Annotated in this window: 19 protein-coding genes and 1 other RNA gene; 1 reads left to right on the top strand and 19 read right to left on the bottom strand. The window is 56.9% G+C overall.

All coding sequences use genetic code 11. From position 1 onward, the window contains the following. Nucleotides 1-273: 273 nt before the first annotated feature. The 3 genes from AB7E06_RS00550 to AB7E06_RS00540 form a co-directional block, all read right to left on the bottom strand. Nucleotides 274-1,167, bottom strand: coding sequence for a DUF1932 domain-containing protein (locus AB7E06_RS00550; RefSeq protein ID WP_166727025.1), 894 nt, complete (start codon nt 1,165-1,167; stop codon nt 274-276). A gap of 216 nt (nt 1,168-1,383) precedes the next feature. Continuing rightward, nucleotides 1,384-4,110, bottom strand: coding sequence for a preprotein translocase subunit SecA (secA, locus tag AB7E06_RS00545; protein ID WP_042483468.1), 2,727 nt, complete (start codon nt 4,108-4,110; stop codon nt 1,384-1,386). Nucleotides 4,111-4,229: 119 nt separating this feature from the next. Then, entirely contained in the window at nt 4,230-5,162 is a 933-nt protein-coding gene (locus AB7E06_RS00540; RefSeq protein ID WP_042483466.1) for a M23 family metallopeptidase, read from the bottom strand. Between the two features lie 18 nt (nt 5,163-5,180). Between AB7E06_RS00540 and AB7E06_RS00535 the strand changes: the two genes are divergently transcribed. Further along, entirely contained in the window at nt 5,181-5,663 is a 483-nt protein-coding gene (locus AB7E06_RS00535) for a DciA family protein (RefSeq protein WP_427954686.1), read from the top strand. Between the two features lie 33 nt (nt 5,664-5,696). On the opposite strand, the gene lpxC is transcribed toward AB7E06_RS00535, so the two are convergent. The 16 genes from lpxC to rnpB all read right to left on the bottom strand — a co-directional run bounded on the left by lpxC (nt 5,697) and on the right by rnpB (nt 24,521). Further along, nucleotides 5,697-6,620, bottom strand: coding sequence for a UDP-3-O-acyl-N-acetylglucosamine deacetylase (gene lpxC, locus AB7E06_RS00530; RefSeq protein WP_094195758.1), 924 nt, complete (start codon nt 6,618-6,620; stop codon nt 5,697-5,699). 210 nt (nt 6,621-6,830) lie between these two features. Continuing rightward, nucleotides 6,831-7,997 (bottom strand): cell division protein FtsZ, encoded by a 1,167-nt coding sequence (gene ftsZ / locus AB7E06_RS00525; RefSeq protein ID WP_094195757.1) that lies wholly within the window; start codon nt 7,995-7,997, stop codon nt 6,831-6,833. 171 nt (nt 7,998-8,168) lie between these two features. Next, nucleotides 8,169-9,395, bottom strand: a complete 1,227-nt coding sequence (gene ftsA, locus AB7E06_RS00520; RefSeq protein ID WP_189391907.1) for a cell division protein FtsA — start codon at nt 9,393-9,395, stop codon at nt 8,169-8,171. 7 nt (nt 9,396-9,402) lie between these two features. Next, nucleotides 9,403-10,194: a cell division protein FtsQ/DivIB gene (locus AB7E06_RS00515; protein ID WP_094195756.1), complete on the bottom strand. Its 792-nt coding sequence runs from the start codon at nt 10,192-10,194 to the stop codon at nt 9,403-9,405. A 17-nt stretch (nt 10,195-10,211) separates the two neighbouring features. After that, a complete protein-coding gene (locus AB7E06_RS00510; protein ID WP_094195755.1) occupies nt 10,212-11,162 on the bottom strand; it encodes a D-alanine--D-alanine ligase in 951 nt (316 codons plus the stop codon). After that, complete coding sequence (gene murC, locus AB7E06_RS00505) at nt 11,159-12,565, bottom strand: UDP-N-acetylmuramate--L-alanine ligase (protein WP_094195754.1); 1,407 nt, start codon at nt 12,563-12,565, stop codon at nt 11,159-11,161. Before murC ends, AB7E06_RS00510 begins: the two co-directional genes overlap by 4 nt. Next, nucleotides 12,562-13,635 carry an undecaprenyldiphospho-muramoylpentapeptide beta-N-acetylglucosaminyltransferase gene (gene murG / locus AB7E06_RS00500; protein WP_108728034.1) on the bottom strand — a complete coding sequence of 358 codons (1,074 nt, stop codon included), beginning with the start codon at nt 13,633-13,635 and terminating at the stop codon, nt 12,562-12,564. The genes murC and murG overlap by 4 nt, the downstream gene beginning before the upstream one ends. Then, the gene (gene ftsW / locus AB7E06_RS00495; RefSeq protein ID WP_264672457.1) at nt 13,632-14,825 is read right to left on the bottom strand and encodes a putative lipid II flippase FtsW; all 1,194 of its coding nucleotides are present in this window, start codon (nt 14,823-14,825) and stop codon (nt 13,632-13,634) included. Before ftsW ends, murG begins: the two co-directional genes overlap by 4 nt. Then, nucleotides 14,822-16,351, bottom strand: coding sequence for a UDP-N-acetylmuramoyl-L-alanine--D-glutamate ligase (gene murD / locus AB7E06_RS00490; protein WP_094195751.1), 1,530 nt, complete (start codon nt 16,349-16,351; stop codon nt 14,822-14,824). The genes ftsW and murD overlap by 4 nt, the downstream gene beginning before the upstream one ends. Further along, nucleotides 16,348-17,520, bottom strand: a complete 1,173-nt coding sequence (gene mraY, locus AB7E06_RS00485; protein WP_094195750.1) for a phospho-N-acetylmuramoyl-pentapeptide-transferase — start codon at nt 17,518-17,520, stop codon at nt 16,348-16,350. The genes murD and mraY overlap by 4 nt, the downstream gene beginning before the upstream one ends. Beyond that, nucleotides 17,510-20,287 carry a bifunctional UDP-N-acetylmuramoyl-L-alanyl-D-glutamate--2,6-diaminopimelate ligase MurE/UDP-N-acetylmuramoyl-tripeptide--D-alanyl-D-alanine ligase MurF gene (murF, locus tag AB7E06_RS00480; RefSeq protein WP_094195749.1) on the bottom strand — a complete coding sequence of 926 codons (2,778 nt, stop codon included), beginning with the start codon at nt 20,285-20,287 and terminating at the stop codon, nt 17,510-17,512. The genes mraY and murF overlap by 11 nt, the downstream gene beginning before the upstream one ends. After that, nucleotides 20,284-22,023: a peptidoglycan D,D-transpeptidase FtsI family protein gene (locus AB7E06_RS00475; RefSeq protein WP_094195748.1), complete on the bottom strand. Its 1,740-nt coding sequence runs from the start codon at nt 22,021-22,023 to the stop codon at nt 20,284-20,286. Before AB7E06_RS00475 ends, murF begins: the two co-directional genes overlap by 4 nt. Further along, nucleotides 22,020-22,322, bottom strand: coding sequence for a cell division protein FtsL (gene ftsL, locus AB7E06_RS00470; protein WP_094195747.1), 303 nt, complete (start codon nt 22,320-22,322; stop codon nt 22,020-22,022). Before ftsL ends, AB7E06_RS00475 begins: the two co-directional genes overlap by 4 nt. Continuing rightward, complete coding sequence (gene rsmH, locus AB7E06_RS00465) at nt 22,319-23,389, bottom strand: 16S rRNA (cytosine(1402)-N(4))-methyltransferase RsmH (RefSeq protein ID WP_094195746.1); 1,071 nt, start codon at nt 23,387-23,389, stop codon at nt 22,319-22,321. The genes ftsL and rsmH overlap by 4 nt, the downstream gene beginning before the upstream one ends. 7 nt (nt 23,390-23,396) lie before the next feature. Then, nucleotides 23,397-23,825, bottom strand: coding sequence for a division/cell wall cluster transcriptional repressor MraZ (gene mraZ, locus AB7E06_RS00460; protein ID WP_003803565.1), 429 nt, complete (start codon nt 23,823-23,825; stop codon nt 23,397-23,399). A gap of 289 nt (nt 23,826-24,114) precedes the next feature. Continuing rightward, an RNA gene (gene rnpB, locus AB7E06_RS00455) (RNase P RNA component class A) lies at nt 24,115-24,521 on the bottom strand. Nucleotide 24,522 lies beyond the last annotated feature (1 nt).

Here is a 24,522-nt window from a genome sequence, read left to right as displayed (position 1 = left end):
TTGGCTCCTTGGCTCCTTGGCTCCTTGGCTCCTTGGCTCCTTGGCTCCTTGGCTCCTTGGCTCCTTGGCTCCTTGGCTCCTTGGCTCCTTGGCTCCTTGGCTCCTTGGCTCCTTGGCTCCTTGGCTCCTTGGCTTTCAGTATGTTTGCTTCATCTCATTAAGCACAAGCTCTTTATCCTTCTCAGGGGAAAATCTTGATAGCCAATCCCACAAGTGGCCTCAAACTCAGACGCCAAGCACCTGACGCAAGCGCCAAACTGACCTTCCAAGCAACTAAGAACGGGGGGACGACGATCGGGCCTCTTCCAAAAAGACCTCCAGACTCTCCTTCGTCTCCACAACCTGACTTCGTTGTAACGACTCAGTCTGTGCCGTATGTTCAAAGAAATCCAGCACGCCATTGGTCACTCTGGGTGCAATGCCTGCCAGATCCAGTTGGCGGCGTACTTGCAGAACTTCGTCACGGCGGCGCACACCATGAACCAGATGGCTGCGCAAGCAGGATTCCATGAAGTCCTGCAAGCCCCGCTGGTTCAAATCCTCCAGCACCTCATACAGTTCGTCCCGCAGCCCCATTTGCTCGGCCAGCATCAGAGTTTCAATCCCCAACGCTTCCAAGCCCTTAGTCATCAGGCTGCGCAACAGCTTCAAGCGCATCGCATCCCCGGCCTGCCCCGACAAAATACGCACAGGAGCCCCCTGAGCCTGCCAAAACGCCGCAGCCCTACCAGCCCCTTGCCCGGCGGCCAACAACGCCGTCTGAGCGCCTGTAGAGGGCACAGAACCCATAATCGCCAGGTCAGCCAGCTCGACTCCATGCTGTCGCGCTAAGACATCCATGCTTTCCATCGCCTGAGGCTCGGCTGTACACAAATCCATATACAGCGTCCCTGCGGACAAATACGGCATGACAGTCTTGGCCACCACGTCTGCCTGTGTACCCGTCACGGCGGACAACACCCCATCCAGGTCCTGCCAACGCGCATCCGCCTGCAAGCAAAGTTGCGCCCCCAATTGATGAGCCAGCTCACTGGCTGGGGCACTCTCCCGGCGCACCAGGATAAACGGCACCTGCACACCCGCCGACTTCAAGGCGGCACCATAAAAACGCGCGACTTCGCCCGCCCCGATCAGGGCAACTCGATGCAATAAGGGAGATGTTGTCATAGAGGAAATACACAGAGAAAACGATAAGCTGCAGCCGGTAACACCAGGCTGCGCCCTGTAGCTTACAGGGAAAAATAACCCTGCATGACCGCAATATGCCCATTCCGAAATCAGTCCGCAGCAACAAAATGGGAATCCAAGAAAAAACCCCATGGGCCAGAGAGGCGCATGGGGCTTGCTGCTAACAGCCAGCAGGCTGGGCGGCTTGAGTCAAAATCAGTTCAAGCGTCCGTGGCACTGCTTGTATTTCTTGCCGCTGCCGCACGGGCAAGGATCATTACGACCCACGCGTGGCACTTCACCCTTGGCTGCTTCATCCAGACCGGGATCTTCACCGCTCAGGGCAGCGTCGTAATCCGAATGATGGAAACGGACATTGGAGTTGGCGGGTGCTTCAACAGCCGCTTCCTCAACCTGCTCCGGTGTCTGGATGCGCACGGTCATCAGCACTTTGACCACTTCATCACGCACACGGTCCAGCATGTCGGAGAACAGCTCGAAAGCTTCGCGCTTGTATTCCTGTTTGGGGTCTTTCTGGGCGTAACCACGCAGATGAATACCCTGACGAAGGTGATCCAGAGCCTGCAAATGGCCACGCCATTGCGTATCAATGGACTGCAAGAGCACCGAACGCTCGAAGTTGCCCCAGTTAGGCTGGCCTACCATATCAATCTTGGCTTGCAGCAGACGCTGGGACTCATCGATAACGCGATCGTGCAAATCATCGTCAGTCAGATTGGATTCTTTCTCCAGCATTTCAGCCAAAGGCAGCTCAATCTGGAAGGTGCTTTGCAAAGCAGTAGTCAGGCCAGGGATATCCCATTGCTCTTCCATCGTGTCTTGCGGCACGTATTCACGGAACAGACGGCTGACAGCCGCTTCACGCAGGCTGCTGATGGTGTCGGTAATATCAGCGGACTCCAGCACTTCGTTACGCTGGGCGTAGATCACCTTGCGCTGATCGTTGGCCACGTCGTCATACTGCAGCAGCTGTTTACGAATATCGAAGTTGCGGGCCTCGACCTTGCGCTGGGCCGACTCGATGGAACGAGTCACCATACGGGCTTCGATAGGCTCGCCTTCTGGCAAACGCAGACGCTCCATGATGGCGCGCACCCGGTCACCGGCGAAGATGCGCATCAGCGAATCTTCCAGCGACAGGTAGAAGCGCGAGGAACCTGGGTCACCCTGACGACCGGCACGACCACGCAACTGGTTGTCGATACGGCGGGACTCGTGACGCTCGGTACCAATAATGCGCAAACCACCAGCCTGTTTGACCTGCTGGTTCAAAGGCTCCCACGCGGCGCGGATAGCCTGGATCTTGGCTTCTTTCTGTTCGGCGCTCAGGGACTCGTCTTCCCGAACCTGGGCAATCGGACGCTCGATGCTGCCACCCAACACAATATCGGTACCACGACCGGCCATATTGGTAGCGATGGTGACATGACCCGGCATACCGGCTTCAGCCACGATATCGGCTTCACGGGCGTGTTGCTTAGCGTTCAGCACCTCGTGCTTGACACCCGCGGCGTTCAGTCGTGTGGAGATCAGCTCGGAGTTTTCAATGCTGGTGGTGCCCACCAGAACAGGCTGACCACGTTCGTGGCAGTCCTGTATGTCTTTCAGAATGGCGTTGAACTTCTCGTCATCGGTTTTAAAGACCTGGTCGTTCTGGTCCTTGCGGGCCAGCGGACGATTCGGTGGAATGATGACGGTTTCAAGGCTGTAGATTTCCTGGAACTCGTAGGCTTCCGTATCTGCTGTACCGGTCATGCCAGCCAGCTTGTCATACATACGGAAGTAGTTCTGGAAGGTAATCGACGCCAGGGTCTGGTTTTCGTTCTGGATGCGAACGCCTTCCTTGGCTTCCACGGCCTGATGCAAGCCATCGGACCAGCGGCGACCGGCCATCAAACGGCCCGTGAACTCGTCCACGATCACCACTTCACCGTCCTGAACCACGTATTGCTGATCGCGGAAGAACAGGTTGTGGGCGCGCAGAGCGACCATCAGGTGATGCATCAGGGAAATGTGACGTGGCTCGTACAGCGACTCGCCTTCGGGCAGCAGACCGATTTCGGTCAGGATCTGCTCGGCACGTTCGTGACCGGCTTCGGAAATATGAACCTGCTGGCCCTTTTCATCGACCCAGAAGTCGCCTTCGGGCTCGGGCTCGTGGGGACGAGGCTCTTGCGTCATGCGTGTCAGCATGGGCGGGACCACGTTCATGCGCACGTACAGCTCGGTATTGTCTTCGGCCTGGCCGGAGATGATCAGCGGTGTACGGGCTTCGTCAATCAGGATGGAGTCAACTTCGTCGACAATCGCGTAGGACAAACCGCGCTGGCGGCGATCCTCGGCGCGGTATTCCATATTGTCGCGCAGGTAGTCAAAACCAAATTCGTTATTGGTACCGTAGGTAATGTCGGCCTGGTAGGCAGCAATCTTCTCGGCATTGTCTTGCTGGGGAACTACGACGCCCACGCTCAGACCCAGGAAGTTGTACAGACGGCCCATCCAGTTCGCATCGCGTCGTGCCAGGTAATCGTTGACGGTCACCACGTGCACGCCCTTGCCGGACAGTGCATTCAGGTACACGGCCAGGGTGGCGGTCAGGGTCTTGCCCTCACCCGTACGCATTTCGGAAATCTTGCCATTGTGCAAAGCAATGGCACCGAGCATCTGCACGTCAAAGTGGCGCATGCCAAACACACGGATACCCGCTTCGCGCACGACGGCAAACGCCTCGGGCAAGAGCGAGTTAAGCGAGGCGCCATCCTGAACACGTTGGCGCAGCTCCTGCGTCTTGGCTGCCAAGGCCTCATCGCTCAGGCCCTGAATAGTAGGCTCTAGAGCATTAATCTGGGCGACCTGCTTACGGTACTGTTTGAGCAGTCGGTCGTTACGACTGCCAATAAGCTTTTTCAGCAATGAAACCATTCTTGTGTCGTCAATGTAGGCGAGGCCGCAAGGGCTTGAATCTGTGCCTCGAGCCTATCTCTGGTTAAAAGGGATGCGCAAGCAAACAATCAGTTTAACGCACATGCTGCAAGACGGAACTACTTGTCCGAATCCAATTGCGCGACTTGCTGCTCTACGTACTCACGCGCCGGCAGAAAAAGCTTGGGATCCAGGGCATGTCCGGCCATACGCACTTCAAAGTGCAGGTGTGAGCCTGTGGACTGGCCAGTAGATCCAACACGGGCGATCAACTGCCCTTTTTCTACTACGTCGCCTAATTTAACAACGATTGATGACGCATGGGCGTATCGCGTGCTCATGCCATTGCCGTGATTGATTTCCACCAGCTTGCCGTAGCCTGTCATATAGCGGGCTTCGGACACGACTCCGCCAGAAGCCGCATAAATAGGCGTGCCCTTGGGAGCCGGGAAATCCAGCCCCTCATGCAAGGCGTGGCGACCCGAAATCGGGTGACGACGCCAGCCAAAGGAGGAAGCCACCTCGTCATAATCCACCGGACGGTAATTGGGCAGACGGGCTTCGTTGCCGGTGCGCTCGGTCAGCACCGTATCCAGCATCTGGAACCAATCCTGCTGCTCGGACATCTGTTTGGCCAGATTATCCAGCTGCTCGCCCAAACGGTCGGCGTTCCAGACCAGGTCAGCGCCATCCATGCTGTCCATGACGGCCAGATCCTGCACGGGCATGGCACCGGCCAGCTCCGGATCGGTATACTCGATCCCGGCAGCCTTGGCCACGCGCTTGCTGACACCATCCATCTCGATCAGCTTGGCCTGCAAACCGCCGACTTTCTCAGCCAGGCGGGTAACGTTGTCCTGCATGGCGGCGGCCTGGCTTTGGGCCATATCCGCATCCAGCGACACACCGCTGCGTTCACCCCAGTGCGACTGCACCAGAGCTCCCGCCGCTGCGGAAACGCCCAGCGACACCAAGGCCACCAGGGCGATCACCGTACGGCGCACCCCTTTGGCTTTGGCATCTAAGGACGTATAGTCTTTATGTTGATCCACTCTCGTATAACCTCGAACATGTCCTGGAAGCCTCCTTTTTCCTCATCCGCGCCAAAACGCAGTAGCGGGCAAAGCCACGCTTTGGGTTGGCTGGCCAGCGACCAGCAAGGTTCCCAGGTACTGGAAATGGCCCGGCAGCTGATGGCGGCTCAGACCCATGTAAGCAAAGCCTTGCCACCAGCTTTAGGCAAGGCTTGTAAAGTAGCCCGTATAGACAGACAGCAATTGACGCTGGCAGTTCCCAGCGCGGCGCATGCGGCCAAGCTACGCCAGCTTTTACCTACAGTCATACGGAAGATGAATGCCGCTGGCTGGAACATTAACGAGGCGCTGGTTCACGTGCAAGCCCATTTGTTTGCAAGCGTGACAGAAAAGCCCACACGCCAGGTACAAGTCCTGGACGAGCGGGCCCTGGAATCATTCGAAAAGCTCCATGATTCATTGCCTCAAGGTCCCTTGGCGCAAGCCATCGAACGCTTGCTGCGCCATCATCGTGGCTAAACAAAGCACCACGATCGAAACCCTAGACAAGTATCAGGCGAATTTCCACTCGCTGGAAAATGCATGGGGTGCGCTGGCAGCGGACTCGAAAGTCACCAGTTCCCAGCTATCCTGAGCGGCGAGCAAGGCGCGCGCCAACTGATTGTTCAAACCATGGCCAGATTTACACGCCACATAGCGCGCAATCAGGGGATGGCCAATCAGGTACAAGTCGCCAATAGCATCCAAAATCTTGTGCTTGACGAACTCGTCCTCGTAACGCAGACCATCGCTGTTTAAGACGCGGTACTCGTCCATGACGATAGCATTGTCCAAACTGCCACCACGGGCAAGACCTGCCGCACGCAAGGCTTCCACTTCGCTGGCGAACCCGAAGGTGCGCGCACGGGAAATGGTCTTCACATACGAGTCATGCGCAAAATCCACCTCGGCAAAATTGGCCGTTGCATCAATAGCCGGGTGATGAAAATCGATAGAGAACTGAAGGGCAAAGCCTTCATAGGGCTCCAGACGAGCCCATTTAATGTCCTGTCCCTCGCCCTCAGAAACTTCAATAGGCTTGAGGACACGCAAAAACTTCTTGGCCGCTTCCTGCTCTTGCAAACCCGCTGAACGCAACAAGTACACAAACGTACCGGCGCTGCCATCCATGATGGGGACTTCTTCAGCCGTCAGGTCCACGTGCAGATTATCGATGCCCAGACCAGCAATGGCCGACATCAAATGCTCCACGGTCGACACCCGGACATTATCCTTGATCAGCACCGAAGCCATACGTGTGCCACCGACCTTGTCTGCCTGAGCGGGTAAATCCACGATTTCGGGCAAATCAACACGATGAAACACAATACCCGTGTCAGGCGCAGCAGGACGCAGTGTCAGTTCGACACGACGACCAGAGTGCAAGCCGACTCCTTTGGTACTGATGACATTTTTGATGGTGCGCTGACGAAGCATAGCTATTCTTGTATTTGTAAAGTGTTGTTCGCAAAGACTATTGTAACCGTAATACGGGTTATCCACTATAGGCTTTCTTCAAACCTGCGTCATTGCCAAGCATCAAACACCAGAGCACGACAAAGCACTTACACCCCCTGAGCGCGAACGCCCAGGGGGAGTCGTGGGAGAAATCAAATTGGCGACTCGGGTAATCGCCGAACCTGATTTTTAATCAGCCTGCTTGCGCAAAAACGCCGGAATATCGAAGTGATCCATACCGGCGGTCTCCAACGCGCGCACCTGAGCCGAAGCCTGGCTGCGTGGGTTGCGAATGACAGCAGGTACATCAGCGTTGGCGTAATCAGCGCCGATGACAGGCATATTGTCCGTACCTGTACGTAACACTTCTTCGTTGTTTTGTACCAACTGTGGGCGCGCTTGTTTGCGACCCAGGCCGGTAGCCACAACAGTAACACGCAGGCTGTCACCCATGGACTCGTCGTAAGCGGTACCGAAGATAACGGTGGCATCTTCTGCCGCATAGCCACGAATCGTGTCCATGATTTCGCGCGTTTCGCGCATCTTCAGGGACGAGGAGGACGTAATGTTCACCAACATGCCGCGGGCACCGTGCAAATCCACCCCTTCCAGCAATGGGCAAGCGATGGCACGCTCAGCCGCCTCACGAGCGCGGTTCGAGCCGGAAGCCACTGCCGTACCCATCATGGCCTGGCCTTGCTCGCCCATAATGGTTTTCACGTCTTCAAAGTCGACGTTCACGTTACCTTCAACATTGATGATCTCGGCAATACCAGCGCAGGCATTGTGCAAGACATCGTCAGCGGCCTTGAAGCAATCGGACTGCGTGGCGTCCTCATCCATCAAGTCATACAGGTTTTCGTTCAATACAACGATCAGAGAGTGAACGTGCTTGCTCAACTCCTCGATCCCTTCTTCGGCCATGCGCAAGCGGCGGTTGCCTTCAAAGGAGAAAGGTTTGGTGACCACACCCACGGTCAAAATACCCAATTCCTTGGCCACTTCAGCCACAACGGGGCTGGCGCCCGTACCGGTACCACCGCCCATACCGGCCGTGATAAACACCATATTGGCACCGTTCAGTGCGGCGCGAATTTCTTCACGAGCAGTTTCAGCGGCCGCACGGCCTTGATCAGGCTTGGCACCGGCACCCAAGCCACTGCGGCCCAGACGGATCTGGATAGGAGCATCGCTGCTGGCCAGAGCCTGCGAATCAGTATTGGCGCAGATGAAATCAACGCCCTGAACACCAGACTTGATCATATGCATCACAGCGTTGCCGCCTGCGCCGCCCACGCCCACGACCTTAATGACCGTGCCGCTACCGCTGGTATCTAACATTTCAAAGTTCATCATGATTGACTCCCACTCAAACACTTAATTAGTCAAGTTCCTACGTACTTCCCCGATACAACTGAAATTTGGAATCAGCTCAAAACATCTGCCAACCAAGGGGTTCGCACCCGGTTTGAACTGCCTCCTGGACCGCCCTTTCAGGCTGCCCGACCTGAGCGTATTGCAACGCCCTTAATTCATGAACCATTCCTTCATGCGTGCCATCAGACCTTTGACGCTCCCTTTTTGCTGGGCCACTTTGCGGCCACGAGCGCTTTGCAGGCGAGCTTCGGTCAACAGCCCCATCACCGTCGAAAAACGAGGGTTACGCATCACATCAGCCAAACTGCCTTCATAGCTGGGCACAGCGATACGCACTGGTTTCAGGAATACGTCCTCGGCCAGTTCCACGATGCCCGGCAACATGGCCGTACCACCGGTCAGCACGATGCCCGAGGACAACAAGTCTTCGTAACCCGATTCGCGCAGACTTTGCTGCACAAAGGTGAACAGCTCTTCCACACGCGGCTCGATCACCGCACCCAAAGCCTGACGCTTGACCTGACGGTTAGGGCGATCACCCAAACCGGGCACTTCAATCATTTCCTCCGGATGCGCCAGCGACTGCTTGGCCACCCCAAAGCGCAGCTTGATCTCTTCCGCATCTGGCGTGGGGGTGCGCAACATGGCGGCAATATCGCTGGTGATCTGGTCGCCCGCAATCGGGATTACATCGGTATGACGGATAGCCCCGCCGGTGTAGATGGCGATATCGGTCGTACCACCGCCAATATCGACCAGCACCACGCCCAGCTCTTTTTCGTCCGCCGTCAGGCAGGACAGGCTGGAGGCCAAAGGCTGCAAAATCAGGTCCTGCACTTCCAGGCCGCAACGGCGCACACATTTGACGATGTTCTGCGCCGCGCTGACCGCACCAGTCACAATGTGCACCCGCACTTCCAGACGCAGACCGCTCATGCCGATGGGTTCGCGAATGTCCTCTTGCGAGTCCACGATGAATTCCTGCGTCAGCACGTGCAGCACCTGCTGATCGGTGGGGATGTTCACGGCCTTGGCCGTTTCGATCACGCGCGCCACATCGGTGGCTGTCACCTCTTTGTCCTTCACCGCCACCATGCCGCTGGAGTTAAAGCTGGTGATGTGGCTGCCTGCAATGCCGGTGTAGACCTCACGGATCTTGCAATCGGCCATCAACTCCGCCTCTTCCAAAGCGCGCTGGATGGAATTGACTGTCGTCTCGATATTGACGACCACCCCTTTGCGCATGCCCTGGGATTCATGCTGGCCCAGACCAAGCACTTCAAACCGGCCTTCCGGCAGCACTTCGGCCACCACCGCAACCACTTTGCTGGTGCCGATGTCCAATGCAACGATCAGGTCTTTGATGTCACGAGTCATATATTCTTTACTTCACAGGGGTAGATGAAACCGGAGCCAGCGTTATCGCAAAGCCATTCGGGTAACGTAAATCGGCACTTTGCAAAGCACGGTCGCCAAGCCGTTGCATCAAGGCAGGCCAGGCCTGCACAAATCGTTCGACACGAACCGCAAAGGGCAAGGCCCCTTTTCGGCCGTGCGGGTCGGCGATATCAGCCGCCGGGTCGCGGCCCAGGCTCAACTGCACACCGTTCGACAAAACCACATCCCAGGCATAGCGCGGGCTCAAGGTCACTTCACTGACTTGCACATCCAATGGGCCAAACCAGCGTGCCAGCTCGGCATAGCGCTGCACCACCAGACGCTCCGAGTTCGGAGGGCCACTTAACTGAGGTAAATCCACATCATCGGGCACCACCGCTTTATTAGCCGAAAATGACTCACCCCAGGTGTTGATCATCTCGTCTTCATTCCAATACGCCAGTGGCTGCTGCTCTTCAATCCGTACCGACAGGCTGTTGGGCCAGACGCGGCGAATTTGCGCGCGTCGCACCCAAGGGGCCGTTTCAACCAAAGCGCGAGACTGATCCAGGTCTACCGTAAAGAAATTTCCCTGCAAACGACCGGCAATCGTGGCTTTCACCCCTTCTGGAGTGACGTAGGCCAGACGTTCGCCTTGCGAGGACTCGATCTGAATGCGCTCGATATTGAAGTACGGACGACGCACCGCCCAAACCACAACACCGATCACCAATGCCGATACCGCTAGCAAAGCCAGCGTATTGGCGATCAGGTTGGTCAGACGGGCATCGGAAAACATGACTCAGACTCCACGCTCTATAGGCTGCGAGCAATGGCCTGCACTTTGCAGCGTGCCGTTGCCAAAATGTTCACGCACAACTGGGCGTAGCTAATACCCTCCGCTTTGGCCGCCATAGGCACCAAAGAGTGGCTGGTCATGCCAGGAGAGGTGTTCATCTCCAGCAACCAGGGACGGTTCTGCTCGTCCAGCATGAAATCGGCACGGCCCCAGCCTTCGCAGCCCAGTGCATTAAATGCACGAACCGAGAGGTCCTGAATATGCGCCGTCAGTTCAGGCGACAGATCAGCAGGACAGAAGTATTGGGTTTCGTCCGAGTAGTACTTGTGTTCAAAGTCGTAATTGCCTTGCGGAGCCACAATGTCGATCACAGGCAAGGCACGCGCCTGGGCACCCACGCCGATGATGGGCACTGTCAGCTCGCGACCACGAATGAATTGCTCTGCCAACACGTTTGTGTCGTAATGCATAGCCGTTTCGAAGGCGGCAACAGCGTCCTCGGCGCGATCCACACGCACCACACCCACAGTCGAACCTTCATGAGGCGGCTTCATGATCAGGGGAACACCCAGACGTTCCACCGCAGCGGCAACCTGGCTGACATGATCCAATTGCGCAAAGCCAGGGGTGGGTAAACCCAGATGCTGCCAGACGTGCTTGGTCATGATTTTGTCCATGGCCAGACCGGAGGCCATCACACCGCTACCGGTGTAAGGGATACCCATCCATTCCAGTGCCCCCTGCAAGGTGCCGTCTTCGCCGTAACGACCATGCAAAGCAATGAACACGCGATCAAAACCGGCCTGAGCCAGTTCGGTCAGTCCTTTCTCGCCCATATCGAACAAATGCGCATCCACCCCCATGCTGCACAGAGCTTCATGCACGCCTGCACCAGACATCAAGGACACTTCCCGTTCGGCGGACTTGCCGCCGTACAACACGCCGACCCGACCAAAATCCGCTGTCATGCCATTTCTCCCAATTGAGCAGGAATCCGGCTGATGGATCCTGCACCCATTACCAACACCACATCACCATCACGGACAAAGTCCAGAACGGCTTGTGCCATATCGCTGATTTCGGCCACAAAAATAGGTTCGACCTTGCCCAGTACGCGCACGGCGCGACTCAAGGCACGGCCATCGGCGGCCACCAGGGGCGCCTCGCCTGCGGGATAGACCTCACCCAGGAGGACAGCGTCAGCCTGGCTAAGTACCTGCACGAAATCTTCAAAGCAATCACGGGTACGCGTATAGCGGTGTGGCTGGAACGCCAACACAATGCGGCGATCAGGCCAAGCACCCCGTGCGGCCGCCAAGGTAGCAGCCATTTCGACAGGATGGTGACCATAATCGTCAACAACGGTAAACGTCCCGCCGCCTTGCGCCTGGGAAACCGGGAAGTCCCCCACCATGGAGAAGCGACGGCCCACACCGGTGAACTCTTTCAGGCCTTTGGCAATGACCTCGTCGCTGACACCCAATTCAGTGGCTACTGCAATAGCGGCCAAGGCATTGAGTACATTGTGTTTTCCGGGCAGATTCAGACACACGGACAGCAAAGGAAGCTCACCTGTTGCCCCTTTGCGCTGCACATCAAAACACATGGTGGTGCCACGGCTTTCGATGTTGATCGCGCGGACCTGAGCATCGGTATCAATACCGTAAGTGGTGACAGGGCGCGATACAAAAGGAATGATTTCGCGCACATTCGCATCGTCATTGCACACAATGGCACTGCCGTAAAACGGCAGGCGATGCGTGAAATCGATAAACGCACTTTTCAGTCGGGCAACGTCATGACCATAGGTGTCCATATGGTCTACATCGATATTGGTGATGATGGCCATCACCGGCAACAGATTCAAAAAGGAGGCGTCAGACTCGTCGGCTTCCACCACGATGTAATCACCCTGCCCCAAACGAGCATTGGCGCCCGCCGAATTCAGGCGACCACCGATCACAAAGGTCGGGTCCAGATCAGCGGCCCCCAACAGACTGGCCACCAAGCTGGTGGTGGTGGTCTTGCCGTGCGTGCCGGCCACGGCGATACCGCGCTTTAAGCGCATCAGCTCGGCCAGCATCAGGGCGCGTGGCACCACAGGGATGCGGGCTGCACGCGCAGCCAGAACTTCGGGGTTGTCGCCTGCAATGGCGGTGGAAGTGACAATAGCGCCCATGCCAGCGACGTTTTCAGCCTTGTGACCGATAACAATACGGGCACCGAGCTGCTCCAGGCGACGAGTTACCGCCGTTTCCTGGATATCCGAACCACTGATGGCAAAACCCAGGTTCAGCATGACTTCGGCAATGCCGCTCATGCCCGAGCCGCCAATCCCTACAAAATGAATATGTTGAATGCGGTGTTTCATTCCACCCTCCTTGCCGCCTGCTGACATGCTTCGGCAATTTGCTGCGTGGCATTCAACTGTGCATGTTCTTGCGCGTGGCTGGCCACGCGACTTAATTCTTCACGGTCCAGTCCTTGCAACCATTGTGCAAGCCACTGGGCCGTCAACTCCGATTGTTTCTTGAGCCACGCGCCCGAACATTCGCTCAGGTAACGGGCATTGGCGCTCTGGTGATCGTCAATAGCGTGTGGCAGAGGCACAAACAAGGCCGCCACACCGATGGCGGCGACTTCGGCCACCGTCATGGCCCCGGCACGACAAATCAGTAGATCGGCCTCTTTCATGGCCTGAGCCATATCACCAATAAAGGCTTTACAGTCCGCCTGTACCTGATGATCTGCGTAGCGTTGCTGCAAGCTCTCCAGATGCTGCTGACCGGACTGGTGTGTGACATGCGGACGCTGCTCGGCAGGGATCAGTGCCATGGCCTCAGGCACCACCTTGTTCAGTGCTGCCGCCCCCAGGCTGCCGCCCACCACCAGAATACGCAGCGGTCCTGTCCGTTTGGCATAACGTTGCGCAGCGGGGCCCTGACCTACGAAGGCATCACGCACAGGGTTGCCAACCGTCACAGCGCCAGGCAAGGCACCCGGAAAACCGGTCAATACACTGGTCGCCATTTTGGCCAAGTAGCGATTGGCCGTACCGGCCACCGCATTTTGCTCATGCACAACCAAAGGACGGCGCGACACAAAAGCCATCAGGCCACCCGGGAAGGCGACATAGCCACCCATTCCCAAAACCACATCAGGTTTGGCTTGCTGCAAGCAACGGTGTGCCTGCCAGCAGGCACTGATCAAGGTAAAGGGTAAAGAGAGCAATGCCTTCACGCCCTTGCCTCGTAATCCGGAAAATCGCAGAGGCAGCATTTTAATCCCATGCTGGGGGACCAAGCTACCTTCCATGCGCTCGGGATGACCTAACCACACCACTTGCCAGCCACGTTGCTGCATGGCCTGGGCCACCGCCAGTCCGGGCATGATGTGCCCACCTGTACCGCCAGCCATGATCAGGATGGTTGGAGTGCTCATGTGCGCTTACCTCGCATCATTTGCCGGTTCTCAAAATCAACCCGCATTAACAAGGCAAAAGCCACCAGATTCATCACAATGCCCGAACCACCATAGCTGACCAAAGGCAGCGTCAGGCCCTTGGTCGGCAAGAGGCCCAACACGACACCAATATTGATAAAGGCCTGTACGCCAAACCAAAGCGCCACACCTTGAGCAACCACACCACTGAACAAACGATCCATGGCGCAGGCCTGACGACCAATATTGAAGCCGCGCCAGATAACAAAACCAAAGGTCAGGACCAAGGCTGCAACGCCCACAAAGCCCAGTTCCTCGCCAATAACGGCAACGATAAAGTCGGTATGGGCTTCAGGCAGGTAATGCAGTTTTTCCACGCTGGAGCCCAAGCCCACGCCAAACCATTCACCTCGGCCCAAAGCAATCAGTGAGTGCGACAACTGATAGGCACTGCCATAGGCATTGTCAGGATTCCAGGGGTCCAGATACACAAACAGACGCTCACGACGCCAAGGCGAGAGCCAGATCAGCAAAAGAAAGCTGCTGACCATAATCCCCAGCAAGGCAGAGAACAATTTTCCGTTAATCCCACCAATGAAAAGAATGCCCACCGCAATAGCCACGATGACCATGAAGGCACCGAGATCGGGCTCCATCAAAAGCAGTACACCGACCAACCCCAAGGCCACCGCCATAGGCAGGAACCCTCGCACGAAAGCATGCAGATGCTGCTGTTTGCGCACCGTGTAGTCAGCGGCATACAGCACCATGGCCACTTTCATCAGCTCCGAAGGCTGAAAGTTGATGATGCCCAATGGAAGCCAGCGGCGTGCACCGTTCACTTCTCGGCCAATTCCGGGGATCAAAACAACCACTAACAGGAAAATAGCCAGTGCAAACACGGGCACAGCCAGCTTCTGCCACACCCGCAAGGGAACCGTAGCCGTGAACATGGCCAGCACCACACCCACTACGATGAACAGGGCGTGACGTATTACAAAGTAATAGCGGCCATAACTTTCATAACGCGGTCCGTCTGCCAAAGCGATCGAAGCGGAATACACCATCAGCAAACCGAACAGAGTCAGCATCAGTGTGGCGGTCAGCAAGGGACGATCCAGCACAGGCAATGCAGTACGTCCAGGACGCACCGCATTGACACCTGAGGTCAGCTCAGCAAACAGGCTCATGCCAACTCTCCTTTGTCCAACGCCATCTCGGTCACGGCAGCAACAAAGCACATGCCACGATGGTGATAGCTTTTGAACATATCCATGCTGGCGCACGCCGGGGACAGCAAGACCACATCGCCCGAGCGGGCCTGTTCGGCGGCTGCCTGCACCGCAGCTTCCAGACCATCACAAAAACGGTGACGAACATCGTGTGCGGCTAGAACAGCAGCAATCTGCTTGGCGTCCTGCCCAATCAGAAAGGCCTCAGCCACATTTTGGGCAGCAGCCACAGCCAGCGGCTCAAAATCCTGGCCCTTGCCCAGCCCACCGGCAATCAGCCAGACGCGCTGATCGAAGCCACGCAAGGCCGCGACAGTCGCGCCAACGTTGGTGCCTTTGCTGTCATCCAGATACTGAACACCATCGAGCACACGAATCAGTTCTACACGGTGCGGCTCGCCTTGATAGGTGCGCAGGCCATTGAGCAACTCCGCCCAACCCAGCCCCAGGCAGCGAGCCAGCAGCAAAGCTGCTTGAGCATTCAAGGCGTTATGACGGCCCTTGATCTGCAAAGCCTCAACCGGCATCAGACGCTTCAAGCCGCCCTTGCCACGCACGGCGGGCTCAAGCGGCGCATTACGTTTTTTCAGACCGGTGGCAGGCAGCTCAAAATCGGTAGGCTCGTTGGCCACCAGCCACTGCATACCGCCATCCGTCAACAAGCCCATATCGCCCAGCAAAGCGGGCTTGTCCAGACCGAAGCTGCGCACCGACTCCTGACCGGCATCGGGAATCATGGCCATGACGGCAGGGTCATCGCGATTGACCAAGGTCACATCGCACATGCCATACATACGTTGTTTGGACTGGATATAGGCATCCATGCCGCCGTGCCAGTCCAGATGATCCTGCGAAATATTCAGTACAACGCCAGCATCCGCCTGCAAGCTAAAGGTGCTATCCAGTTGGAAGCTGGACAGTTCCAGCACCCAGACTTGAGGCAAAGCGTTATTTTCCAGAGCGTCGCACAAGGCGGTCAGCGCAGCAGGGCTGATATTGCCCACAGCCAGCGCAGCGACACCAGCTTGTTCGAGCAAGTGGCGCGTCATGGCAGTGACCGTCGTTTTGCCATTGGTGCCGGTGATGGCCACTACGCGGCTTTCATGCCCTTGATCGGCCAAATCTTTCAGGGCACGAGCGAACAGCTCGATCTCGCCAATAACTTCAATGCCACGATCGCGTGCCTGAGCTAAAAAGTCAGCCAAGACAGGATCCACTGGCGACAGACCGGGGCTGATCACCACCGTGTGTACACCGCTCAGGCTATCGGCCTGCAAAGCGCTCTGCCCCAAACGCACATCCAGAGCCGTGCCAGTCAAGGCCTGGAGCTTGTCCAGACCTTGCACGTTTTCGCGCGTATCCGCCAAACGAATGCTAGCCCCCTGAGCCAAAGACCAACGAGCCGCAGCAAAGCCAGTCTCGCCTAACCCCAGGATAAGCATGAGACCGTCTTTACGGATCGAAGGAAAACTCAAGGCATTCATCGCAGTTTCAATGTAGATAGGCCAATCATGACCAGCATCATGGTGATGATCCAGAAACGGACCACTACCTGTGTTTCTTTCCAGCCGCTGACTTCAAAGTGATGGTGCAGCGGTGCCATACGAAATATTCGTCTGCCTTGTCCGTAACGTTTCTTGGTGTACTTGAACCAGGTCACCTGCAACATCACCGACAAGGTTTCCACCACAAACACGCCACCCATAATGAACAGCACGATTTCCTGACGCACGATCACAGCGATCGTACCCAGCGCCCCCCCCAGAGCCAGAGCGCCTACGTCGCCCATGAACACCTGCGCGGGATACGCGTTAAACCACAGAAAAGCCAAACCCGCACCAGCGATGGCCGCGCAAATCACTAGCAATTCGCCCGCACCGGGAATATAGGGAAACAATAGATATTTGGAGTAGTCCACACGGCCGACCACATAGGCAAAAATGCCCAGTGCGGAGCCCACCAGCACGGTAGGCATAATCGCCAGCCCGTCCAGACCATCTGTCAGATTGACGGCATTGCTGGAGCCCACGATCACTGCCCAGGTCAACACGACAAAACCCAGCACTCCCAGGGGGTAGCTCACAGACTTGAAGAACGGCACGATCAGATCAGCCTGGGTCGGCAATGACATGGTGAAGCCGCTCAAGACCCATTCTTTGAACAGGGGCCACAATTCGGTATTGGCAGGCACCGAAACGGCAAAGCTCAGGTACACGGCCGCCACCATACCGATCAGGGCTTGCCAGAAGAATTTCTGACGTGAGGACATTCCCTCGGGGTCACGGTTGACGACTTTCTTGTAGTCGTCAGCCCAACCAATCCAGCCAAAACCGAACGTCACCAGCAAAACGACCCAGACAAAACGATTGGTCCAATCTGCCCACAGCAAGGTGCTGATACCGATAGCGATCAGGATCAAAACACCGCCCATGGTGGGGGTACCGTTCTTTTGCAAATGCGATTCCGGACCGTAGGCACGTACAGCCTGACCGATCTTCAGTTCGGTCAGCTTGCGGATAACCCAGGGACCTGCCAACAAGCCAATTGCCAGCGCGGTGGCGCTGGCCAAAATAGCACGCAGGGTGATGTACTCAAACACCCCAAAGGCGCGAATATGATCGTCCGATAGCCAGCGTGCCAGTTCAAGAAGCATGAGTGGCCCCTTCGTTATGGGAGAAATGGCTTTCCAAGGCGGCAACCACACGCTCCATACGAGCACTGCGCGAACCCTTGATCAACACATGGGACGGCTCCAAAGCCAATAGGTACGCCACCATGTCCTCCAGCGTCTCGAATTGATGCGCACGTGCACCAAAAGCCTGAGCAGCATGGCTGGCATCGCCACCCAAGGTCAGCAATTCATCCATGCCACGCTCTTTGGCGTAGGCACCAACTTCCGCGTGCAACTCAGAGCTGTTGTCACCGATCTCGGCCATATTGCCCAGCACCAGCACCTTGCGTCCTTTCAGCTGTGCCAGCACATCAATCGCGGCGCGCACCGAATCCGGGTTGGCGTTGTAAGTGTCATCAATCAACTGGTAACCGGAAGACAACTGCTTGGGCTGCATCCGTCCCGAGACAGGACGAAAGCTCTCCAGACCTTGCGCAATCGCGCTCAAAGGAGCACCGGCGGCATGGGCGCAAGCGGCAGCCGCCAAGGCATTACGCAGGTTATGAATACCAGGGCTGTTCAAGGTCAAGGCGCAGGACTGCCCTGCCACGTGCAGCACAAAACGGGTTTGGGCCGGCTCGACAAACATATCGGCTGCAAATACCGTCTCCTGACCACTCAGGCCAAAGCGCAACACGGTGCGCTGACCGGCTTGTTCGGCCCACATCGCACTGAAAGCATCGTCATCAGGAATGACCAGCGCGCCGTCTAGAGGCAGCGCATCAATAACGGCCCCGTTTTCACGAGCCACCGCTTCCACGCTGTGCATGAACTCCTGATGTTCGCGCTGTGCGTTATTGATCAGGGCAATCGTGGGGCGAGCCATGGACGCCAGCACGGCGATTTCGCCGGGATGGTTCATGCCCATCTCCAGAACGGCAGCCTTGTGCTCGGAGCTCAAACGCAGGATGGACAGGGGTACGCCCAGATCGTTGTTCAAATTGCCGCGAGTTGCCAGGCTTTCTGCTTCGCCCAACCAGGCGCGCAAGATAGCGGCAATCATTTCCTTGGTCGTGGTCTTGCCATTGCTACCGGTCACGCCGATGACAGGGATATCAAAGCGCGAACGCCATTCGGTGGCCAAGGTCATCAAGGCACGGCGTGTATCACCCAGTACAAGTTGGGGCAGTTCAACTTCGGTATCCCGTTGAGCCACGATGGCGGCAACAGCGCCCTGCTCTTTGGCTTTCTCCAAATAGCGGTGACCATCGAATTGCTCACCACTCAAAGCCAGGAAAACATCCCCTTTGGCCAAGCTACGGGAGTCGGTGCTCAAACGCACACCACGCAACCACAGCAAGGCCGCTTTGGCCCAGTCGCAGTCATCAAACACAGAGCGTTCGCCCTGCACTTCCTGATAGGTTTCATGCCCTTTGCCGGCCAGCAGCACAATATCGTCAGGACTGGCAGCCCAGATTGAGGACAGAATGGCGCGGGCGCGATCCATTTGTACGGCAGGCGCTTCAGGCATACCAGCCACAATCTGACGAATGATCTCGGCAGGATCTTCAAAACGAGGATTGTCAGTCGTCACCAGCACGCCGTCGGCCAGACGGGCGGCTATTTCACCCATGATGGGGCGTTTGCTGGTGTCGCGGTTACCGCCACAACCAAATACGCAGATCAGCTTGCCACCCCGCACACTGGCCACTTCACGCAGTGCTTGCAGGGCACGCTCCAACGCGTCAGCGGTATGAGCGTAATCCACCACGACCAAAGGCAGAGGCTGGCGGCCAGCGGTGCTCTTGGGCGTCACAATTTGCAGGCGACCAGGAACGGACTCCAGTTTGTCCATGATGCGAGCGATCTTGGAGACGGGCCAGCCCACCTCTTGCAGCACACCGGCCACCAACAGGAGGTTGGCCACGTTATGCTCGCCCAGCAGGTGGGTCAAAATCTGTGCAGTACCGTGCGCGGTGACTAGGTTGAATACCTGGCCATCAGCCCCGGTATGCACATCCTGTGCCAACAAATCCACCTCCGGTTGGCTCATGGAATACGAAATCACACGAGCAGCCAAGCCGGACTGCATCAGCTCACGGCCGGTTTCATCGTCCGCATTCACAACGGCGCTACGCAGACCGGGCCAGCTAAACAGGCGCAGCTTGGCCTGTTTGTATTCTTCCATGCTGTGGTGATAGTCCAGATGGTCATGCGTCAGGTTGGTGAACCCGGCAATATCAATGCGGACACCGTCCAGGCGGCCTTGCTCCAGGCCAATCGACGAGGCTTCCAGCGCCACGGCATTACCACCTTGGGCGCGAATGGCGGCCAAGCTGCGATGTACGGTCAGTACGTCCGGCGTCGTCAGTACGCCACCCAGATTGGAGCCGTCAGGCAAGGTCACGCCCAGCGTACCAATGGTGCCGCAAGGCACTTGGGAATGATTCAGAGCCGAAGCCACCCACTGCACCGTGGAGGTCTTGCCATTGGTACCGGTCACCGCGACAACCGTCATTTCCTCGGAAGGGCGGCCCCACCACTGATGAGCCACTTCACCCAACAAGGCACTGAGGTTGGCAACCTGCAAAACAGGTACGCCGGGATCCACCGCCTGATCGCCCTGCTCACGCACAATCGCAACCGCACCTTGTTGCACAGCCTGAACTTCATACTCACGACCATCACCTTGATGACCAAGGCAGGCAAAAAACGCATCACCCGCCTTGATCTGGCGGGAATCCAAACACAGGTTAGCCGTGGGCGCTACATGCTGCGCCAGCCACTCCAGTATTGCTGCGGCGTTCATCGTACATTCTCCGCACCGGGGCCAACGGCCACCAGCGAATCTATGGGCGCATCAGGCTGGACACCTAGGCGTCGCAAGCTCCGGGCCACAATTTCTGAAAAAATCGGCGCGGCAATACGCCCGCCGTAATAATTGGAACTATGTGGCTCGTCAATCGTGACGGCCACCACAATGCGAGGATCAGAGACGGGCGCAAAGCCTACAAAAGAGCCGCGATACAGAGATTTGCTGTAACGGCCATCCACAATCTTGCGGGCCGTACCGCTCTTGCCAGCGACGCGATAACCTTGCACCTGAGCCAGACGGGCGCCGGCCGGGCCGGCCGCATCTTCCAGCATGGCGCGCAGTTCCGCCGCCACTTTAGGGGTATAAACCTGAACACTGGCGGGTTTGCCCTCGCGCTTGAGCAAGGTCATGGAAACCATATCGCCATTACGCGCAAACGCCGTATAGGCGTGGGCAATTTGCAGCAGGGAAACCGACAGGCCATAACCGTAGGACATGGTGGCGCGTTCGATAGGACGCCAGCGCTCCCACGGACGTAGTCGTCCGCTGGCAATACCGGGGAAGTCGGCCTGCGGAGAACGGCCAAAACCCAGCTCGGTAAATTTGTTCCACATTTCCTGCGATGTCAGACGCTCGGAAATCATGGTCATGCCGATATTGCTGGAGCGACGCAAGATTCCCGCAGCATCCAAGGTGCCATTGTGACGGCTGACATCGCTGATCACATTGCCTTGGTAGCGATACTGACCATTACCCGTATTGAACAGGGTGGCCGTGGTAATGCGGTTGATATCGAGCGCCAACCCCACCGTAAAGGGCTTCATGATGGAACCGGGCTCGAAGGTGTCGGTCAAGGCACGGTTACGCAGAGCTGGCCCTTTGCGGTCATCCCGGTCATTAGGGTTATAGGTAGGCAGATTCACCAGGGCCAGGATTTCCCCGGTTTTTACATCCATGACCACAGCGGCAGCCGCATTGGCTTTGACATCTTCCATCCCCTTTTTCAGGGCGGTATAAGCGTCAAATTGCAAACCAGCGTCAACTGACAGGTGCAAATCCTGACCGTGAGTAGGCGGGATGACAGCGCGTACGTCTTCAACCACACGGCCCAAACGGTCACGAATCACACGACGCGAACCAGGAGTGCCGGACAAGGCAGAATTAAAGGCCAACTCGATGCCTTCAATACCTTGGTCCTCAATATTCGTAAAGCCCAGAATATGCGCCATGACTTCCCCTTCGGGATAGAAACGGCGCATTTCCTCTTGCTGGTGAATGCCTGGAATTTTCAGTTCGGCAATCTGGGCAGCCACATCGACGTCCACCTGACGCTTGATGTAAACAAAATTACGGTCCTCGACGGACAAACGGCGCTCAATATCGGATGCACCCATGCCCAACAGCTTGGCCAATTGTCCGATCTGCTCGGGCTTGGCATTACGGGCATCATCAGGAATAGCCCAGATTGCCTTGACCGGCACGCTGGAGGCCAGCACCACCGAACCACTGCGATCAAACACCTTGCCACGCATGGGCGGCAACACCTGGGTGCGCTCGTAGCGACGCTCGCCTTGTTGCTGCAAGAATTCAGTAGACAGGCCTTGCAAGTACAAAGCCTTGACGATCAGGGCGCCGAAACCCAGGAATAACAGAACCAGCACCAAACGCGAACGCCAAAATGGCATCTGCACGCTCAGGGCGGGATTCTCGTGATAGCCGTATCGTTTCATGGCTGCGCTCCGGGCTGCGCCAGCGTCGAGCTGAGCTGACCACCTTGCACATAGAGAGTGCGCTCAGGAGAGCTAAGCACCAGGCCCAATTCATTACGGCCAATATCATCCACCCGGGCATTACGAGCCAGTTCGGCCCGCTCCAGTTGCAAACGACGCCAGTCCGTATCCAGTTCACCGGCTTTGGTGACCAGACGATCGGTTTGCACAAACAGTTCGCGCGCCTGATAGCGCGCCGTCACCAAAGAGATGGCCGACAGCATCAACACCAAAGAGAGGGTGATGACCAGGCGCATCATCGGCGGCCTCGCTTGCCAGCAGGCTGGCGGCTATAGGCGGCCTGTTGCAGCAGACGCTCGCTGGCGCTGCGCATCCAGTCCTGGGGGATAGGGGTGTCGGTGCGTTGCACCACACGTAATACCGCCGAGCGGGCTCGGGGGTTGTCGCTAGACTCCTGGTCGGTGGGCAAGATTCTGCCCAAAGACTGCACCAGAGGCTGGGGCAAGTCTTTTTCAAGAATAGGTAGACGTGACTGTTCCTGCGCGGGACGCGCAGCTGCGTTCATGAACTGTTTGACCATGCGGTCCTCCAGTGAATGAAATGCAATCACCGCAAGCCTGCCCCGAGTCGCCAATCGACTCAGAATTGACGGAAGCGCGTACGCGAGCTCTTCGAGCTCACGATTGAGGTAAATCCGTATAGCCTGGAAGGTCCTGGTTGCCGGATGTTGACCCTTTTCGCGCGTGCGGACGACACCGGCGACGAGCTCGGCGAGATCACGCGTTGTATGTAGCGGGCGGGATTGGCGGCGATCAACAATCGCCTTTGCAATCTGGAAAGCAAACCGTTCTTCGCCATATTCTGCAATGACCTCCTTTAAAACTTCCACGCTGACCTCGGCCAGCCACTGTTCAGCGGTCAAACCACCGCTGGTATCCATGCGCATGTCCAAGGGACCTTCGCGCATAAAAGAGAAACCTCGTTGTGCGTCGTCGATTTGTGGCGAGGAAATGCCCAAATCCATCATGACGCCTTGCAATGGCCCCACCTCCAGCTCGTCCAGAGCCTGGGCCAGATCACCAAAACCACTATGTACAACCGTGACACGGCTATCTTGTGCCGCCAGCTCCTGGGCCACGGCAATGGCCTGCGGGTCCTTGTCGATCACGATCAGGCGCCCCTGCGGGCTCAAGTGCGACAACAGCAGCCGGCTATGACCACCACGACCAAAGGTGCAATCGACGTACACCCCATCGACCAGGCCCTGGATTTCAGGGTTTTGCGCCCAGCGCCGGGCCTCAAAGGACGGATCCACGAGGGCCGCCACCGTAGGCTCCAACAGCACGGATCGATGTACCAGCGTCATGACTTACTCAGAAAGAAAAAGTGTCGAATACGTCTGTGGAGTTTTCAGCCAGATCCTGGGCCTGTCGGCGTTCCAGTTCCTGGGCATTCCACAACTCAAAATGGGTGGCCATACCCAGCAGCATGGCGTCGCGCTCCAGCCCCACTGCGGCGCGCAGTTCGGGAGCGATCAATATCCGACCAGCGGAGTCCAGATCAACGTCCTGAGCACTACCCAGCAGCAGGCGTTGCAAGAAACGGGCACTCATGGGAAAGCGGGCAATTTGTTCGCGCTTTTCTTCCCACACACTGCGCGGATACACCAGCAAACAGCCGTCGGGATGGCGAGTGAGGGTCAAGCGGCCTTGTTCCTGTTGCAAAAGCGCGTCACGGTGCCGAGTCGGAATGGACATCCGACCCTTAGCATCCAGTGTGAGTGCGCTGCTGCCTTGGAACACTTTTTTCCCCCACTTTTTTACACTATTTCCTACTTTTCCCCACTCTACGGGGGAAAGGCTTTTCGGTCAAGGCAGCGGTTGCAATTTTTTCAATCACAACAAGCACTTAGCGCACTATCCTAGAAGTGACGGAAAAAAAATACTGTGTTAAATCAAGAAATTGCGTTGCGCATTAAAAGTGAATTGTTATAAAAACGCGCACAAGCGACTCCTGCCAAGGATTCAACATCCTTAACAATTGCTTTCAAATGTACGAAATCAATGCAATTGGTGGCGAATGCCAGGAGAAGTGTGAGACAGGCCTATAGGCCGGATTCTGTATGCCAGCGGGAACCCGCTGACCGGCAATCATTCCTCTGGACCGACCATTGCTGGCCGGTTCTAGCTACCTACCCGCATACTAAGACGAGCCGCCTATCGGCTAAAAAGCCTGCGTATGCCTATTTGGTATTGCTCCGGGTAGAGGTTACCGCGTTTCACCCCACAGCACTTTGCACCGAAATGCAAGAAAACACGGAAGTGGCCGTATCTGTGCCTGCTTGCGCAAGCCCTTGCTGTGGTCTCGTCTCTGTGGCCCTAGTCCTCGGCTTATCTGACGTGATGCCAGCCTTGCCGGACGGCTGTTAGCCGCTACCCTGCTCTATGGAGTCCGGACCTTCCTCGATACTTGCGTACCGCGACTGCCCAGCCTGCCTCA

The sequence above is a fragment of the Alcaligenes sp. genome (assembly GCF_050255915.1).
Lineage (GTDB): Bacteria > Pseudomonadota > Gammaproteobacteria > Burkholderiales > Burkholderiaceae_B > Alcaligenes > Alcaligenes aquatilis.
Note: the sequence above shows the minus strand (reverse complement) of the source record. Positions and strands in the feature narration are given on the sequence as shown.

Bases quoted from the DNA above. Each gene is read 5' to 3' on its own strand.
- ftsZ (WP_094195757.1), bottom strand. From the start codon at position 7,997: ATGATGAACTTTGAAATGTTAGATACCAGCGGTAGCGGCACGGTCATT.
- murF (WP_094195749.1), bottom strand. From the start codon at position 20,287: ATGAACGCCGCAGCAATACTGGAGTGGCTGGCGCAGCATGTAGCGCCC.
- ftsA (WP_189391907.1), bottom strand. From the start codon at position 9,395: ATGACTCGTGACATCAAAGACCTGATCGTTGCATTGGACATCGGCACC.
- AB7E06_RS00535 (WP_427954686.1), top strand. From the start codon at position 5,181: ATGTCCTGGAAGCCTCCTTTTTCCTCATCCGCGCCAAAACGCAGTAGC.
- ftsL (WP_094195747.1), bottom strand. From the start codon at position 22,322: ATGATGCGCCTGGTCATCACCCTCTCTTTGGTGTTGATGCTGTCGGCC.
- rsmH (WP_094195746.1), bottom strand. From the start codon at position 23,389: ATGACGCTGGTACATCGATCCGTGCTGTTGGAGCCTACGGTGGCGGCC.
- AB7E06_RS00550 (WP_166727025.1), bottom strand. From the start codon at position 1,167: ATGACAACATCTCCCTTATTGCATCGAGTTGCCCTGATCGGGGCGGGC.
- AB7E06_RS00475 (WP_094195748.1), bottom strand. From the start codon at position 22,023: ATGAAACGATACGGCTATCACGAGAATCCCGCCCTGAGCGTGCAGATG.
- AB7E06_RS00510 (WP_094195755.1), bottom strand. From the start codon at position 11,162: ATGACAGCGGATTTTGGTCGGGTCGGCGTGTTGTACGGCGGCAAGTCC.
- lpxC (WP_094195758.1), bottom strand. From the start codon at position 6,620: ATGCTTCGTCAGCGCACCATCAAAAATGTCATCAGTACCAAAGGAGTC.
- murC (WP_094195754.1), bottom strand. From the start codon at position 12,565: ATGAAACACCGCATTCAACATATTCATTTTGTAGGGATTGGCGGCTCG.
- AB7E06_RS00515 (WP_094195756.1), bottom strand. From the start codon at position 10,194: ATGTTTTCCGATGCCCGTCTGACCAACCTGATCGCCAATACGCTGGCT.
- mraY (WP_094195750.1), bottom strand. From the start codon at position 17,520: ATGCTTCTTGAACTGGCACGCTGGCTATCGGACGATCATATTCGCGCC.
- secA (WP_042483468.1), bottom strand. From the start codon at position 4,110: ATGGTTTCATTGCTGAAAAAGCTTATTGGCAGTCGTAACGACCGACTG.
- murG (WP_108728034.1), bottom strand. From the start codon at position 13,635: ATGAGCACTCCAACCATCCTGATCATGGCTGGCGGTACAGGTGGGCAC.
- murD (WP_094195751.1), bottom strand. From the start codon at position 16,351: ATGAATGCCTTGAGTTTTCCTTCGATCCGTAAAGACGGTCTCATGCTT.
- ftsW (WP_264672457.1), bottom strand. From the start codon at position 14,825: ATGAGCCTGTTTGCTGAGCTGACCTCAGGTGTCAATGCGGTGCGTCCT.